The following is a 14,686-nucleotide window of genomic DNA, read 5'->3' on the forward strand; positions in this document are numbered from 1 at the left end:
GATGTCGACGCGGACGCCGGGCACCGGCGCAGGACCGGTGGAGTGGTGATGAACCAGCCGACAACGCCCGTACGCTGCCCCGCGATCGAGCACCCGGACCTGCCGCTCGCCGACCCGGCGGCGCTCGGCCCCCTGGTGGCCCGCCTGGGCGACGCACGGCCCGTGACCGACGACGAGACCTTCCCGCTCGGCACCCTGCGCGCCGACGGCCGCGTGGATCTGTGCAAGCAGGGGCTCGGCCCCGAGGGCGCCGCCCGGCTGCTGTCCGTCGCCGCCACCTCCCCGCACGCCGCGCATCTGCTGCTGGGCACCAACTCCCTGGGCGACGCCGGTGTCCGCTCGTTGGCCGACGCGCTGGTGGCGGCCCGTGACGGTGGCGATTCGCACGGCATCCGCACCCTCTACCTCGGCTGCAACCGCATCGGCCCGGACGGCGTGGACGCCCTCGCCGCGGCGCTCACCGACGACAGCGCGCCGCGTGCCCTGTGGCTCAAGCGCAACCCCGTCGGAGAGGCCGGGGCCCGCGCCCTCGCCGGGCTGCTGCGCCGCAACACCGGCCTGCGCACGCTCGACCTCTTCAACACCGGCCTCGGTGGCGCGGGCGTAAGGCACCTGCTGGACGCCCTGCTCGACCGGGACGCCCCGCTCGAACGCCTCTTCATCGGCGGCAACGGACTCACCCCCGCCGACGCGCCGCTGCTCGCCGCCCTCGTCCGGGACGCCGGTGTCCGCGAGCTGTACCTGACGGCCAACCACCTCGGCGACGAGGGCACCGCCGTGCTGGCCGCCGCGACGGACGTGGCGCGGCCCGTCCGGCTCGGCCTCGGTGGCAACGGCATCGGCCCCGACGGGGCCCGCGCCCTCGCCGACGCGCTCGACGGCATCGAGACCCTCGACCTCGGCCGGGCCATGTCCGAGCGCAGCCTCGGCGCCCCCGGCAACGCCACCGGCGACGAGGGCGCCCACGCCCTGGCCACCGCGCTGCCGGGCAGCCCGCTGCGCCGCCTCGAACTGCGCCACACCGGCATCACGGGGCGCGGCGCCAAGACCCTGCTCGCCGCCCTGCCCGACGGGCACCGCCTCGAGTACGTCGGTCTCGGCCCCGGCCTGCCGCGCCGGGTCAAGCGGTCGTTCACCGAACGACTGTGCCCCGCCCGGCCCACCCACCCCGACGTACGCGCGATAGGCAGCCTGTACCGATGAACCCGCAGCCGGTGTCACCCGCGGCCCTCTCGCCCGACGACGCCTCCGCCTGGGCCCGCGTCCGCCGTTACGCCGTCCCGCGCCGGATGATCGAGGCCGCCACGCAGGCACGGCTGGCCGGTGACTGGCGCGCCGCCTGCGCCGTGGCCGCGCTGGACGTGCCCGCCGGTCTCGACCCGGAACGCGTCGCCGACGAGTACGGCCCCGAGGTCGCGGCCCGCGTCGCTGACGACCTGCTCCATCTGGCCCCGGACCTGCTGCGCTGGCATCTGCCGCGCGTCCTCGGCGGCCACACCACACTCACCCCCGCCCGGCGGGTCGTCCTCGCCTCCTACGGCACCCTCGGCCCGGTGCTGTCGGTGACTACGACCCCGATGCTGGAAGGGCCCCAGCGGCTGCGCCTGCACTTCGGGCCCGCCGTACCGCCCGGGAAGGACCGGCTGCACGGGCTGACGTACACCACCGAGGACTGGACGGCGGCCCGGCGCTTCTGGGACGCCCGCCGCACCGGCGAACTCCGCTACAGCGCGGGCCCGGTGGGCTGCGAGCGGCTGCCGTTTCTGCGCCCGGACGGCACCCCGCTCACTCCGGAGGAGCTGCCGGCCGAGGACCCGGGCGACAACGACCCGGCCGCCCACGCCGAGTGGGTCGCCGTGCTCCAGTCCCGTGGCGCCCATGTCGAGGCGTACGCGGCGGCCGGGCTCGACCTCGACCTCACCACACCGCCCCGGGGCCCTCGTTCCTACCGGGATCTCGACGTGGCCGAGCTGGTCACCCGCGTCTCCCCCGACCTCTCCCGCACGGCCGCGGAGATCCGGCTCCTCGAACGCGCCGGACGCGGCCCGGTGTTCCGCCTCCCTGTCGGCTGGCAGGGCCATCTGCGGTTCGAACTCGCCCCCGGCGAGGCCGAGATCGCGGGTGTGCGTGTCAGCGGACGGGACCGGGACCAGGAGGACGACGTCCCGATGCTGCCCTCGTACGTCTGGCAGCGGCTGCCCGACGTCGGGCTGCTGCTCGGCGGCCGGGTCCGGCCCGATGAGCTGCACCCGCTGGTCTCCGCCGCCCTGTTCCCGAAGTCCGGGCCCGCCGTCGGTCCGTCCGGCCCGGCGGTGCCCGCACCGGTCCGGGTCCGCTGCGGCCGGGACTGGCACGAGGTCGTCTCCCGGGACGGCGCCCTGGACATCCCGCACTCCCAGCAGGAGCAGCAGCGCGAACTCGCCCTGCGCGCCTTCGGCGGGAAGGTGACCGGCTGCTTCGCCGTCCGGCACGCCTGGACCAGCGGCGAGGGACGGCTGCCGCGCGGGCTGCGCGACCAGCGGCGCGAGCTGTTCCTGCACATCCAGCACGGGGACACCGCCGCCGTGCTGGACCTGCTCGACGCCGGTACGGACCCACATGTGCGCGACGGCCGGGGACGCGGTCTGCTCCACCTCCTGCATCTGCTCGACCACCGTGAGCTGCTGCCGCGGCTGCTGGCCGCCGGGCTGGACCTGGAGGCGCACGACAAGACGGACCGCACACCGCTGCAGAACGCCGTCCACAGCGGCGGATCGGCCGCTCTGGTCAAGGACTTCATCGCCGCCGGTGCCCGCATCGACGTGATCGACGAGATGGAGCTGTCCCTCGCCCAGGTCGTGCGCCGCTACGAGCGCACCGACCTGATGTTCCTGCGCCGCCGTGTGCTCGACGAACACCCCGGCATCGGCTCCGATTGGTTCGACGACTACATGAGCGAGCGGGACTCCGAACCCGACTGGGACGAGGACGACATGCCGCCTCCCGAGGACGAGGACCCGCACGCATGACCACTTCCCCCGCCGTGCCCGCGGCCCTCGCTGCGGCCGACGCGCTCAACGCCCGGCTGCGCGTCACCCGCAGCGAGTCGGCAGGCAACACCCAACTGGAGGCGCTCGCACTGGCGGTGACGGCCAATCAGCCCGTCCTGCTGTGGGGTGAGCCGGGCATCGGCAAGTCCGCCGGCATGGAACAGCTCGCCGACGCTCTCGGCGTCCGCCTGGAGACGGTCGTCGCCAGCGTCCACGAGCCGTCGGACTTCGCCGGACTGCCGATCGTGGGCGACGACCCGGCCGCCTCGGGTGTGCCGATGGCCCCGCCGGACTGGGCCGTGCGTCTGGCCCGTACCGGCCACGGGCTGCTGTTCTTCGACGAGTTGTCCTCGGCGCCGCCCGCCGTGCAGGCCGCCCTGCTGCGCGTCGTCCTGGAACGCCGGGTCGGCAGCCTGGTCCTGCCCGAGTCGGTACGGATCGTCGCCGCCGCCAACCCGCCCTCCAGCGCGGCCGACGGCTGGCACCTCACCCCGCCGCTCGCCAACCGCTTCGTCCACCTCGACTGGACGCACGACCCGCGCACCGTGGCCCGCGGCATGGCCGGCACCTGGCCCGAGACCGTGCTGCCCACGGTGGACCCGGCGCGGGCGCCCGGCGCGGTGGCCCGCGCCCGCGGTGTGATCTCCGGCTTCCTCACCGCCCGGCCCGGTCTGGTGCACCACATGCCGAAGGAGACCGAGGGCCGCGGCCGCGCCTGGCCCTCGCCACGCACCTGGGAGATGGCGCTGCGGCTGCTCGCCGCCGGTTACGCCTCCGGTGCCGGACACGAGGCGCAGGCCGCCGCCGTGACGGGCGCGGTCGGCGACGCCGCGGGCATCGAGCTGCTGTCGTACCTGGAGAACCTCGACCTGCCGGACCCCGACCGGGTGCTCGCCGACCCGTCCGCCTTCGCGCTGCCCGAGCGCGGTGACCGGCAGCTGGCGTTCCTCATCGCCGTGGTCGCCGCCGTGCAGGGCGAGCCCACCCTGCCCCGCTGGGAGGCGGGCTGGGAGGTCCTCGCCAAGGCCGTGGAGGCCGGGGTGCCGGACGTGGCCGCGCGGGCCGCCCGCGACCTCGCCGTGATGCGCGAGCCGGACTGGCCGATCCCGCCGGGCATCGACGCCTTCCTGGAACTGCTCCAGCTGGCGGGCGCCCTGCCGGGCGCGCGCTGACCGGCCGCCCGTGACCGCCACCGGGAGCCCGGCCGGGGAACTGGACCGCGCCAAGCTGCTGGCCGCCCGCTACAAGGCGGCCGAGGCACGCCCGTACCTGGCCTCCGCCCTGTACGCGCTCACCGTCGTGGCCTCCCGGCAGGTGCGCACCATGGCCGTCGACCGGTACTGGCGCTGCTACGTCGCGCCGGAGTTCGTCGAGGCCACCGACGTCGAGGACCTGGCCGGGGTGTGGATCCACGAGGCCGCGCACCTGCTGCGCGACCATCACGGCCGGGCGGACCAACTGCCTGCGGCCGACCAGCGCGACCGGCTGCGGGTGAACATCGCCCAGGACTGCGAGATCAACGACGACCTCCTCTCCGACGGGCTGCGGCTGCCCGAAGGACGGATGGAGCCGCGCCTGTTCGGGCTGCCCGAGGGCGGTCTCTTCGAGGGCTACCTGCCCGGCATCCCGCCCTCTCCCCCGCACCACGTGGACTGCGGGTCCGGCGCGCACGGTGTGCCCGCGCCCTGGGACCTGGGACGGAGCGGCGGCGACGGTGTGGCCGGGCTCGGCCCCGTCGAGGCCGAGGCGCTGCGCCGGCAGACCGCCCAGGCCGTCCGCGCCCACCAGCGCTCCCGGGGATCGGTACCGGCGGGCTGGAGGCGCTGGGCGGAGGAGGTCCTGGAGCCCACCGTCGACTGGCGCAAGGCGCTGACCGGAGCCGTCCGCGAGGCCGCCGCCTGGGCGGGCGGCGCCGTCGACTACACCTATCGCCGCCCCTCGCGCCGCACCCCCGCCCTGGGCGGCCGCGTGGTCCTTCCCAGTCTGCGCCGGCCGCTGCCGCGCGTGGCGATCGTCGTCGACACCTCCGGCTCGATGGGCGACGACGACCTGGCCGCCGCGCTGGCCGAGGTGTCCGGTGTGCTGCGCGAGGTGGGCATCGGCGGCAACCGGGTCGCAGTCCTCGCGTGCGACGCCGACGTACAGGCCGTCGCCCGGGTGTCGGCCGTGTCCGAGGTCGAACTCGCGGGCGGCGGCGGGACGGACATGACCGTGGGCATCCGTACCGCGCTCGCCGCGCCCGAACCCCCGCAGATCGTCGTCGTCCTCACCGACGGGTACACGCCCTGGCCCGCGGAGCCCGTGTCCTGCCGGCTCATCGTGGCGCTGATCGGCGAGGACGCCCCGCAGCCGCCCGCCTGGGCGGAGACCGTACGGATCACTCCGCCCCGCTGATCGACCGGTCGGTGCACGACGCGTTGCCGGACCTCCGGGCAGAGGAGGGCGGACGTTCGAGGGCCGGCAGTGTCGGCCCCCTGGGCATCCCGCCACCGCACTGCGGGCGACAACGCCGCATTCGCTCGCGCCTCTCCGGCAAACCGGCGAGATCGTGATCGCATCTCCCCAGGGTTGTCTCCTCACCGGAGGTCGCACGTGGAGGTGTTCTCCGAGCGGAGCCGGCTGTCCCGGCGGTCGATGCTGGCGCTGCTGGCGCTGCCCCTGGCCGGAGCGTGCGCCCCGGCCCGGTACTGTCCGCCGGGCCAGTGCGCTCGAGGCGCCGACGGCACGGTGTTCGTGGCGGACCACTCCTCGCCCGAGGAGGCGGCGAAGGCGGCGCGCGGCAAGACGCTGGTCTTCCCGGCGGGCAGGACCTACACCGTGAAGTCGCTGGCGATCCCCGCGCACTGCACCGTCCAGGGCAACGGCTCCACCCTCAGATTCCCGGACGACTCGACGACCACGTCCTGGCAGTCCGACGAGATCCTCAAGGTGAACGGACCCGGCGTCACGCTCGACGGCCTCAGGTTCGACGGCAACTCCTCCCGTCAGGGCTCGACTTGGTCCCAGCACAGGCATTGCGTCCGGATTCAGGGCGCGCTGTCCGGCACCGTGGTCAGAAATTGCCGGTTCGTCGACATCATCGGCGACGGCGTCTACGTCAATGTGGGCACCTCGGTCAACACCAGGATCGGGCCCGGCAACTCCTTCCGGGCCCGTCACGACAACCGCAACGGCGTCTCCATCGTCACGGGGGACACGGTCGAGGTCTTCGGGAACACCTTCACCGACTGCACCCGCTCCGGCATGCCCGGCCCGATCGACATCGAGCCGAACTCCCCCGACGACCACCTCGCGCACATCGACATCCACGACAACATCATCCGTGCGGGCTCCGCCTTCGGCACCGGCGTTCTCCCCGGCATCGTCTACGCCGGCATCCAGAACGCCGCCGCCGAAGACATCAGAATCCGCGACAACGACATCAGCGGGACCCGCCTCACCTGCGGCATCCTCGCCCTCGGCGTAGAAGGCGGCCCGCTCAACGCCGTGACCGGCCTGGTCATCTCCGGCAACAACGTCCACGGCATCGGATACACCGACAAGAGCGGAGTCGAACTCGACCAGCCCATCCGTGCCGACGTCACCGGCAACACCTTCGCCGGCATGCAGTACGGCGTCTACAGCCACCGTGCGTGCCTGGCGGCCTCCACAGGGAACGTCTTCGACGACGTCACCAGCAACGTGGTCGACGACGCCCCCGTCTGCTCCTGATGCCCCTCACCTGTCCGTCACGCGCGACCTGCGCCGGAGCGCCCAGCCGAGGGCCGCAACGGCGAACGCGCAGGAGACCGCCACACCCGGCCAGGGAGCGAGCGGGTAGTAGCCCTCCTGCGGAAGCCCCGCCCCGGTCACATGGGCGTAGTCCGGCACGCTCTGCCGAACGGCGAAGCCCGCTGCCGGCGTCACCCGCAGCAGCCACTGGGACACATGGGTCGGCAGGACACCCGAGACCGCGAGCACGTCGGGCACGATCAGCAGGGCCAGAGCGACGACGACCGCCGGCACGGCGCGCCGGACGGACGCGCCGAGGCCGAGGGCGAGGACCGCGGCCGCCGCCAGCAGTACCGCCGTACCGACCACCGTCCGCGCCTCGGTCTGCCAGGGGACGGTGTGGACGGGAACGCCGTTCGAGCCGAGAAGCCACTTGGCCACGATCAGTGTGATGAGGGCGCCCAGCAGACCCGCGGCGAAGGCGACGGCGCCGATCACCGATGCCCTGGCCGTCAGGGCCCTCTGCCGCTGGGCGCGGGTGAGCCCGGCGTCGTCCCGCAGGCGTCGGCCCGTGACCGAGCGCACCGCCACCACGACCAGCGCGACCATCAGGACGTAGGTCCCGATCAGCACGCTCTCGATCCTCAGCCCGGCGTCGTTGTCCGCCGGCCCGACGTCGCCCACACCCGTCACGGAGTACCGTCCGCCGGACTCCCGTACGCCGCCCGGATGATGAGGAGTCACCCCGTCCGGCTCCAGCGTGACGCCGATGTCGTCCCGCTCCCAGGGTCCTGCGAGGCTGACCCGGTCGAAGCCGGCGGTGACCTCGCTGAAGCGGAGCTCCGTTCCCGCGCCCCTGGTGAGGGCGCCCGGTGAGGCGGCGAACATGCCGATCCGCACGGTCTCGGGCAGGTCCATCCGCACGGTGCCGACCCTCGTCCAGCGTTCTCCGTCGGCGGACTCCTCGCCGGTCAGCGTGTCTCCCGCCCGCGTGAGGCGCAGCCAGCGGGGCTGCGCCGCGGAGACCTTCCCCGGTCGACCGGCGGTGTCATGGACGAAGTCGTGCTGCATCCGTACGCCGTGCTCGGCGGTGTACATGACCGCCGCGTAAGGGGCGCCCTGCCTCACACCGTCCTTCACCATCACTCCGGCCTTCGCCCACGGCACCAGCCCTGGAACGGGTTCCGGGCCCGGTCCTTCGGTGCCCGGGGGCGGCGGCTCCTTGATCCGGCCGGTCATGGAGGTCAGCCGGACCGTGATGCTGCCGTCTCCGCTCAACGGCCGGTGCACGAAGTAGAACCGGTCGGAGACCGCCGCGCCGTCCGGCCCGACGGGGGCGGTCGGGCAGGCGATCTCCTCCTCTCCCCTGCTGCACGTGCTGCGGTTGCCGATCGCCACCAGCGCTCCCAGCAGTCCCATGACCAGCACGGAGACCGTGATGGCCAGCCAGCCGCCCCGTGCGGCCCGCAGGGCAGCCCAGGACGCCCTTGGTGACGGCCCGGTCCCTGCCGCGCGCGCCCTCTCCGTCGTCGCGTACACGCCCTCCGCCTCGGTGACTTCGCCGGGTACCGGACGATCGTGCCGTCGTCCGGGCGGGCCCTTCGTCGGTTCGCTCATGGCAGCGGTTCTACGGCGCGGCCGGTGTCAGCCCGGTGGCCCCGGCCGACACCGGGCTGACACCGGGCGCGATGGCATGCTGAGGCCATGCGTGTACTGATCGTCGAGGACTTCGAAGTGCTGGCCCGAGCCGTCGCGACAGGCCTGCGCCGGGAGGGCATGGCGGTCGACGTCGTCCTCGACGGTGCGGAGGCCCTGGAGCGCCTGTCACACACGCGCTATGCCCTGGTGGTCCTGGACCGGGATCTGCCCGTGGTCCACGGCGACGAGGTGTGCCGGCGGATCGTGGCCGCGCACCCGGCGACCCGGGTGCTGATGCTGACCGCGGCCAGTACCGTCGGGCAGCGGGTCGACGGCCTCGGCCTGGGCGCCGACGACTACCTGACGAAGCCGTTCGACTTCGCCGAACTCGTCGCCCGGATCAGGGCACTTGCCCGTCGGCCGACCACCGCGCTGCCCCCGGTTCTCGAGAGCGGGGATCTGGCCCTGGACACCGGCCGCCGTCTCGTGTCACGTGCCGGACGGCGGCTGGAACTCAGCCCGAAGGAGTTCGCCGTCCTGGAGTGTCTGCTCACCGAGCAGGGTCGGCTGGTCTCCACGGAGGAGCTGCTCGAGCGGGTCTGGGACGAGGCGGCCGACCCGTTCACCACGGCGGTCAAGACCACGATCCGCCGTCTGCGCGCCAAGCTCGGCGATCCGCCGGTCATCCACACGGTGCGCGAGGGCGGCTACCGGATCGGGGCGGCGTGATGCGCGAGCGGCGATCGGATCGGGGCACGGCGGAGTGGAAGTGGCTGCCGGATCGAGGCACGGCGGCACGGGAGCGGCTGTCGGATCGCGGCACCGTGGCATGTCAGCGGCCGCCGGACGGGGGCACTCCCACAGGGGAGCGACCGCGGCTGTCGGGCCGGGGCGAACTCGCTCGTGAGCGGCCCTCGATACGCGGACGCGGACGTACCCTGCGCACGCGGTTCACCCTGCTCTACGCCGGCCCGTTCCTGGTGTCCGGCGGCGTACTGCTGAGCATCCCGCTCATGCAGGCCGGTTCGTCGAGCAGCCGGCCGGTCGGCCGTCCCGGCGATCCCGCCCCCGCCCCCACGGCCACAGCCGACCTCGGCCCGCTGTTCGTCGCCACGGCGCTGGGCTTCGCCGCGATGGCCGTACTCGCGGTGGTCCTCGGCTGGTTGATCGCGGGCCGGTATCTGCGGCCCCTGCGGACCATCACCGCCACCGCACGGGACATCTCCGCGACCCGCCTCGACCGGCGCCTCGGCCCGACCGGGTCCGGTGACGAGTTCACCGAACTGGCCGCCACGCTCGACGACCTCTTCGAGCGGCTCCAGGCCGCTTTCGACTCACAACGGCACTTCGTCGCCAACGCCTCGCACGAGCTGCGCACCCCGCTCACGGCCGAGCGGACACTGCTCCAGGTCGCGCTCGCCGATCCGGACGCCTCGGTCGAGTCGCTGCGGGCGGTCTGCCAGGACGTGCTGGCGCTCGGCGCGGCACAAGAACGCCTCATCGACTCGCTGTTGACCCTCGCCACCGGCGAGCAGGGCGTCCAGGAGCACACGCCGCTGGACCTCGCCGACATCGCCGGGAAGGTGGTGACGGCACGCGCCGACGAAGCCCGGCGCCGGGGTGTACGGGTCGGCACGGAGCTGGCGGCGGCGCCGACGGCCGGGGACCCGGGGCTGGTCGAGAGCCTGGTGACCAACCTCGTCGACAACGCCCTGCGGTACAACGTGCCCGACGGCACCGTCCGGATCGTGACGACGGACGGGGACGGACGGGCGCGCGTCTCGGTCCGCAACACCGGGCCCGTCGTCCGCCCGGAGGAGGTCCGGCGGGCGTTCCAGCCGTTCCGCCGCGTCAGCCGGGAGCGTGTCCGGCACGCCGACGGCCATGGGCTCGGGCTGGCCATCGTCCGTGCCGTCGCGGACGCGCACGGGGCCGGGCTCAGCGCGCACGCCCGGCCGGAGGGCGGCCTCGACATCGAGGTCGCCTTTCCGTCCGTGCCTGAGCCATGAGGCCGGGCTGCCCCCCCGGGGTCAGTGGTGGCGGCCCCAGTCCAGGCGGTCGGCCAGGCCCGCTTCACCGAAGGCCGCCGCCAGTTCGTCGCCGCCCTCGGTGAAGTGGGCCCAGCTGTCGTAGTGGACCGGAACCACGCGGCGGGCCCCGAGTGTCCGAGCGGCCTCGGCGGCCTGGGCGCTGTCCAGGACGATGCACCGGCCGTCGAAGAGAACCGGGAAGCGCGGCGCGCCCGCGAAGAGCACGGCGGTGTCGACCGGGCCGAAGCGGGCGGCGATCTCCTTCACCGCGTCGAGCGAGGCGTTGTCGCCGCTGACGTAGACGGTGGGCAGGCCCTCACCGGTGAGGACGAAGCCCACGACCTGGCCGAGAACGCTCTCGACCTCCTCACGCGGGCCGGGTCCGTGGATCGCGGGGACGCCGGTCACGGTCAGCGTGCCGCCGTCGGGGCGTTCCAGTGCGACGGACTCCCAGTCGGCCAGGCCCTTCGCCTTCCCCCCGAGGCGCCGGCCGCCGCCCGGCGTGGTGAGGGTGAGAGGGACGTCGGCGAGCAGGGCGCGGCCGGAGGTGTCGAGATTGTCGGCGTGTTCGTCGTGCGAGAGGAGGACGACGTCGACGGGGCCGAGTTCGGCGGGGTCGGCGGTGGAGGGGGCGGTCTTGGTGAGGACGGGAGGGTAGTCGCCCGGGCCGTCGAAGGTCGGGTCGGTCAGAAAGCGCAGGCCGCCGTACTCGAACAGGGCGGTCGGGCCGCCGAAGACGCTGACCGGGAACCGGTCGGTCGCCGCCGTCGCCGGGAGAGAAGAGTCGGCCGCTGCCGGGAGAGAAGACACGAAGCACACACCTCACGGATAGATTCGCTTGAACCGTGAGACGACCGTAGTTCTTTCTCACGGATACATGCAAGCCGTACCATGAGGTCCATGAACGAGCCCGCGACGGAAGAACCCGGGCTGCCGCCCGCGCAGGGCGAGGAGGAGCACCCCTCGCTCGCCCTGGCCAACAGCGCGATCGCGCTGCCCGGCGGCCACACGGTCGACCTCCTGGGCACTCCCCCGCAGGCGAACCGGTGGCTGACCGCGCGCGGGCTCGCGCCCGTCGACATCGGCATGCAGGACATGTGCGCGGCACAACTGCGCTCGCTGCGCGAACAGATCAGGTCACTGCTGTCCGCCTACGCGGCCGGGGTTCCCGCCCTCCCCGCCGCCGTCATGGCCGTGAACGACGCCATGACCCGTGTCTCCACCACGTCCGTACTGCGCTGGGACGACAAGACCGGCCCCTACCGCGCCACCCCGCACCCCACCACCGAGATCGTCGACCACGCCCTCGCCACCCTGGCCGGCGACGCCGCCGACCTGCTCACCGGCCCCGACGCCGAACGTCTCACCGCCTGCGGCTCCGCCCCCTGCAACCGCTACCTGCTGCGCCACGGCCGCCGCCAGTGGTGCTCCACCCGCTGCGGCGACCGCGCCCGCGCGGCCCGCGCCTACGCCCGCCGGACGACCTGACCGCACGACGGCGGGGGCCGGCGCGCCGATGCGGGCTCAGGCCTCGTCGAAGGGTTCGTCGCTCCATCTGAACCAGGCATGTGCCTCGCTGACGTGCAGGAGGAACTCCGCGACCGGGCCCGACGGGGCGACCAGCGTCAAGGCGTTCGCGATCCGGTCGTAGGAGGCGTCGAACCGCTCGTACTCCTCCGCCTCCAGGAGAGCCAGGGTCTCGTCGAACCACGGCTTCACCTCTCCGAACGCCGGCGCCGGAACGAAACGTCCGCTCAGCCAGGGGAAGTCGGCCTCGTCGATCACGATCTCGCCGAGCAGCTCGTCCTGGCGCATGAGTCGCCAGACATCACCGTCGAAACCCATCCGGGCGCCCTCCACTCACCTGCTCGGCCATCCGCAGCCTCTCACGCGGGACTGACAACGGCGCGGCAGCGTGAGCGTCCCGATCGGGTCGGCTGCCGTTGTGCCGTCCGGCACCGGATGCGGCGTCGGGCGCTCGCCTCAGTCCTTCCGTACCTGGTCATAACGTCCGAGGTAGCGGAACGCGCCGCCGTGGGTCTCGTAGAGGAAGCCCGAGTTCTCCGCGACGAGGAGGCGGGTTCTCGGGTCGAAGCCGATCGGTTTGGCCACGCCCTCGTAGCGCTGGCGGAACACCGCCTCGGCGAGGACGCCGCGGCCCACCTGGTCCTCCTGCTCGTCGCCGACCAGTCCCGTGAGCGTCTGCGCGAGCAGGCCCACGGCGTCGTACGCCTCGGCCGACCAGGGTGCCGGCTGCGCGCCCCAGCGTTCGCGGTGGGTGGTGGCGAACCGGGCGGCGGGGCCGGAGGCGGCCGCGGTCGTGGCGGTGCGGGCGGAGCCGAAGACCCAGCCCTCGGCCGAGTCCTTCGCCTCGCGGAGGAAGACCGGGTCCATGACCGGATCGACCGTCACCTTCGCCCCGGTGAACCGTGCCTCGGCCAGTTGCCGGGCGACCTGGGCGGCGCGCTCGGGCGACGTACCGGCGTAGACGATCCCGCCGGGGCCCGTGGCCAGCGCCGCGGCGACGGCTGCCGTGACGTCGTCCCCGGCGTCCACGGGGTGCACCGTGGTCGTCCCCTCCGAGGGCGGTGCCTCCATCAGGTCGGCGGTGAGGTCCTCGGCGACCGGGCCGCCCGCGCGATCCCGTACCACGGCGACCCGGCTCACCGGGCGAACGCTGGTCAGGTAGTACAGCAGGGGCATCGTCTGCATCGCCCGGGTCGCCCGGGTCACGTACAGGGTGGGTTTCACCAGCGGTGACAGGCCGCCGCCGTCGCAGGACACCAGCACCATCGCCGCCCCGGCCGCCGTGTACACCGGCTCGGCGGCGGTCAGGGTCGCCTCGGACATGGGGCCGATCACGGCCGCGACGGGGGACGCGCCGGACAGCAGCCCCCGGGCGGTGGCAGCGGCCCGGCCAGCCTCACCACGGTCGTCGGCCGGGCGCAGCGCGAGCCTGAACGGCACGTCGGAACGGGCGTTGTGGGCCTCCACGGCGAGCAGGGCACCCCGGCGGGTCGCCTCCCCCGTGGCCTTGCCGGGGCCGGTCAGGTCGGCGTGCAGCCCGAGCGTGTACAGGGGGCGGTTGTCCTCCTTCGCGGACGAACGGCGGCTGAGGAACACCCCGGCCGCCGTGCCGGACACCGCGAGCAACGCGGCTCCCGCGCCACCAGCCAGCAGAAACCGGCGGCGGGAGGTCACGGGCCGGGCGGCGACAGGGTGCTCCGCGGCCGTCGGCGCCGTCGCGTGGGAGCGCGGCGGTGGGTCGAGGGCGCGGGCGGCACGGTCGGCGACCAGTCGCAGCACCCCGGGAGGGAGCCAGTCGGTCGCGGTGGCGTCTCGGCCCGGGGGTCCGTCGGCGGGGATATCGGCGGCCGCCCCTGTCCCGGTCGACGCCGCTTCCGGTCCCGCCGCCGGTCCCCAGACCCCCGAGCGGCGCGGGTCGGGAGTGGGTCGCGTGGCCGACAGCGCCGCCGCGAACTCGGGCGCCGTGGGCCGGGCGGCGGCGTCGCGCGACAGACAGCGCGAGACCATCTCCCTCGCGGGCGGCGGCAGTTGACGCAGTCCGTCGAGATCGGGATCCTCGTGCAGCGTGCGGTAGAGGACGGCGAGCGCGTCGCCCGCGCCGAAGGGGGGCCGGCCGCTCACGGCGTACGCCAGTACGCAGCCGAGGGAGAACATGTCGCTCGGCGGTCCGACCTCACCGCCGTACTGCCGGGCCTGTTCGGGTGAGAGGTAGCCGGGTGTGCCGACGACGGTGTCCGCGGAGGTGAGCGCGGTCGCTCCGGCGCCCCGCACGATGCCGAAGTCGATCAGCCGCGGGCCGTCACGGGTCAGCAGCAGGTTGCCCGGCTTCACGTCCCGGTGCACGAGACCCGTGGCGTGCACCTCGGCCAGGGTCTCGGCGAGCCGTGCGCCGAGCGTGAGGACCGAGACGACGGGCAGCGGTCCGCACGCCGTGACCGCCTCCGACAGGGACGGGCCCGCCACGAAGTCGGTGGTCAGCCAGGGTTCCCTGGCCTCGGCGTCGGCCGCCCGCACCGGCACCGTCCAGCGGCCGGTGAGCCGCCCGGCCAGCGCGGCCTCGCGGCGGAACCGGGCGCGGAAGGCCGGGTCGGCGGCGTGTTCCGCGCGAATCACCTTCAGGGCGACCAGTTCCCCGGTGCCGGTGCGGGCCAGGTACACGACTCCCATGCCGCCCGCGCCGAGCCGGGCGAGCAGTCGGTGCCCGCCGATGCCGACCGGGTCGTCAGCTCGTAGCGCGTGCATGGCCCGCCC

The 14,686-nt window shown here is 74.1% G+C and carries 12 protein-coding genes; 8 read left to right on the forward strand and 4 right to left on the reverse strand.

Features of this window, described 5'->3' with window-relative positions; translation table 11 throughout:
• The first annotated feature begins 48 nt into the window (after positions 1 to 48).
• From ACZ6SQ_RS15055 to ACZ6SQ_RS15075, 5 genes are all read left to right on the forward strand, one after another.
• On the forward strand, positions 49 to 1,203 hold the full coding sequence (locus ACZ6SQ_RS15055) for a leucine-rich repeat domain-containing protein (RefSeq protein ID WP_469561253.1): 1,155 nt from the start codon (positions 49 to 51) through the stop codon (positions 1,201 to 1,203).
• Positions 1,200 to 3,008, forward strand: a complete 1,809-nt coding sequence (locus tag ACZ6SQ_RS15060; RefSeq protein WP_469561256.1) for an ankyrin repeat domain-containing protein — start codon at positions 1,200 to 1,202, stop codon at positions 3,006 to 3,008. Before ACZ6SQ_RS15055 ends, ACZ6SQ_RS15060 begins: the two co-directional genes overlap by 4 nt.
• On the forward strand, positions 3,005 to 4,201 hold the full coding sequence (locus ACZ6SQ_RS15065) for an AAA family ATPase (RefSeq protein WP_469561259.1): 1,197 nt from the start codon (positions 3,005 to 3,007) through the stop codon (positions 4,199 to 4,201). The genes ACZ6SQ_RS15060 and ACZ6SQ_RS15065 overlap by 4 nt, the downstream gene beginning before the upstream one ends.
• Positions 4,202 to 4,211: 10 nt before the next feature.
• On the forward strand, positions 4,212 to 5,423 hold the full coding sequence (locus ACZ6SQ_RS15070) for a vWA domain-containing protein (protein WP_469561261.1): 1,212 nt from the start codon (positions 4,212 to 4,214) through the stop codon (positions 5,421 to 5,423).
• 198 nt (positions 5,424 to 5,621) lie between these two features.
• Complete coding sequence (locus tag ACZ6SQ_RS15075; protein ID WP_469561264.1) at positions 5,622 to 6,740, forward strand: right-handed parallel beta-helix repeat-containing protein; 1,119 nt, start codon at positions 5,622 to 5,624, stop codon at positions 6,738 to 6,740.
• Between the two features lie 6 nt (positions 6,741 to 6,746).
• Here ACZ6SQ_RS15075 and ACZ6SQ_RS15080 read toward each other — a convergent pair whose 3' ends face one another.
• The gene (locus ACZ6SQ_RS15080; protein ID WP_469561267.1) at positions 6,747 to 8,357 is read right to left on the reverse strand and encodes a DUF1349 domain-containing protein; all 1,611 of its coding nucleotides are present in this window, start codon (positions 8,355 to 8,357) and stop codon (positions 6,747 to 6,749) included.
• Between the two features lie 87 nt (positions 8,358 to 8,444).
• On the opposite strand from ACZ6SQ_RS15080, the gene ACZ6SQ_RS15085 reads away from it, so the two are divergent.
• Together ACZ6SQ_RS15085 and ACZ6SQ_RS15090 are read left to right on the forward strand one after the other, a co-directional pair.
• Positions 8,445 to 9,107, forward strand: a complete 663-nt coding sequence (locus tag ACZ6SQ_RS15085; protein WP_469561269.1) for a response regulator transcription factor — start codon at positions 8,445 to 8,447, stop codon at positions 9,105 to 9,107.
• Positions 9,108 to 9,202: 95 nt separating this feature from the next.
• Positions 9,203 to 10,387 (forward strand): sensor histidine kinase, encoded by a 1,185-nt coding sequence (locus tag ACZ6SQ_RS15090; protein WP_469561272.1) that lies wholly within the window; start codon positions 9,203 to 9,205, stop codon positions 10,385 to 10,387.
• Positions 10,388 to 10,408: 21 nt separating this feature from the next.
• Here the strand turns inward: ACZ6SQ_RS15090 and ACZ6SQ_RS15095 are convergent, their stop codons facing one another.
• Complete coding sequence (locus tag ACZ6SQ_RS15095; protein ID WP_469561276.1) at positions 10,409 to 11,218, reverse strand: MBL fold metallo-hydrolase; 810 nt, start codon at positions 11,216 to 11,218, stop codon at positions 10,409 to 10,411.
• Positions 11,219 to 11,308: 90 nt separating this feature from the next.
• Here ACZ6SQ_RS15095 and ACZ6SQ_RS15100 point away from each other — a divergent pair, with 90 nt between their 5' ends.
• Positions 11,309 to 11,896 (forward strand): CGNR zinc finger domain-containing protein, encoded by a 588-nt coding sequence (locus tag ACZ6SQ_RS15100; RefSeq protein WP_469561279.1) that lies wholly within the window; start codon positions 11,309 to 11,311, stop codon positions 11,894 to 11,896.
• Positions 11,897 to 11,932: 36 nt separating this feature from the next.
• Here the strand turns inward: ACZ6SQ_RS15100 and ACZ6SQ_RS15105 are convergent, their stop codons facing one another.
• Together ACZ6SQ_RS15105 and ACZ6SQ_RS15110 are read right to left on the reverse strand one after the other, a co-directional pair.
• Positions 11,933 to 12,253 (reverse strand): hypothetical protein, encoded by a 321-nt coding sequence (locus ACZ6SQ_RS15105; RefSeq protein ID WP_469561281.1) that lies wholly within the window; start codon positions 12,251 to 12,253, stop codon positions 11,933 to 11,935.
• Between the two features lie 138 nt (positions 12,254 to 12,391).
• Complete coding sequence (locus ACZ6SQ_RS15110; protein ID WP_469561284.1) at positions 12,392 to 14,677, reverse strand: bifunctional serine/threonine-protein kinase/ABC transporter substrate-binding protein; 2,286 nt, start codon at positions 14,675 to 14,677, stop codon at positions 12,392 to 12,394.
• Between the last annotated feature and the right edge of the window lie 9 nt (positions 14,678 to 14,686).

The organism is Streptomyces sp. NPDC048600 (assembly GCF_055587025.1).

Bases quoted from the DNA above. Each gene is read 5' to 3' on its own strand.
- ACZ6SQ_RS15055 (WP_469561253.1), top strand. From the start codon at position 49: ATGAACCAGCCGACAACGCCCGTACGCTGCCCCGCGATCGAGCACCCG.
- ACZ6SQ_RS15060 (WP_469561256.1), top strand. From the start codon at position 1,200: ATGAACCCGCAGCCGGTGTCACCCGCGGCCCTCTCGCCCGACGACGCC.
- ACZ6SQ_RS15065 (WP_469561259.1), top strand. From the start codon at position 3,005: ATGACCACTTCCCCCGCCGTGCCCGCGGCCCTCGCTGCGGCCGACGCG.
- ACZ6SQ_RS15080 (WP_469561267.1), bottom strand. From the start codon at position 8,357: ATGAGCGAACCGACGAAGGGCCCGCCCGGACGACGGCACGATCGTCCG.
- ACZ6SQ_RS15085 (WP_469561269.1), top strand. From the start codon at position 8,445: ATGCGTGTACTGATCGTCGAGGACTTCGAAGTGCTGGCCCGAGCCGTC.
- ACZ6SQ_RS15100 (WP_469561279.1), top strand. From the start codon at position 11,309: ATGAACGAGCCCGCGACGGAAGAACCCGGGCTGCCGCCCGCGCAGGGC.
- ACZ6SQ_RS15105 (WP_469561281.1), bottom strand. From the start codon at position 12,253: ATGGGTTTCGACGGTGATGTCTGGCGACTCATGCGCCAGGACGAGCTG.
- ACZ6SQ_RS15110 (WP_469561284.1), bottom strand. From the start codon at position 14,677: ATGCACGCGCTACGAGCTGACGACCCGGTCGGCATCGGCGGGCACCGA.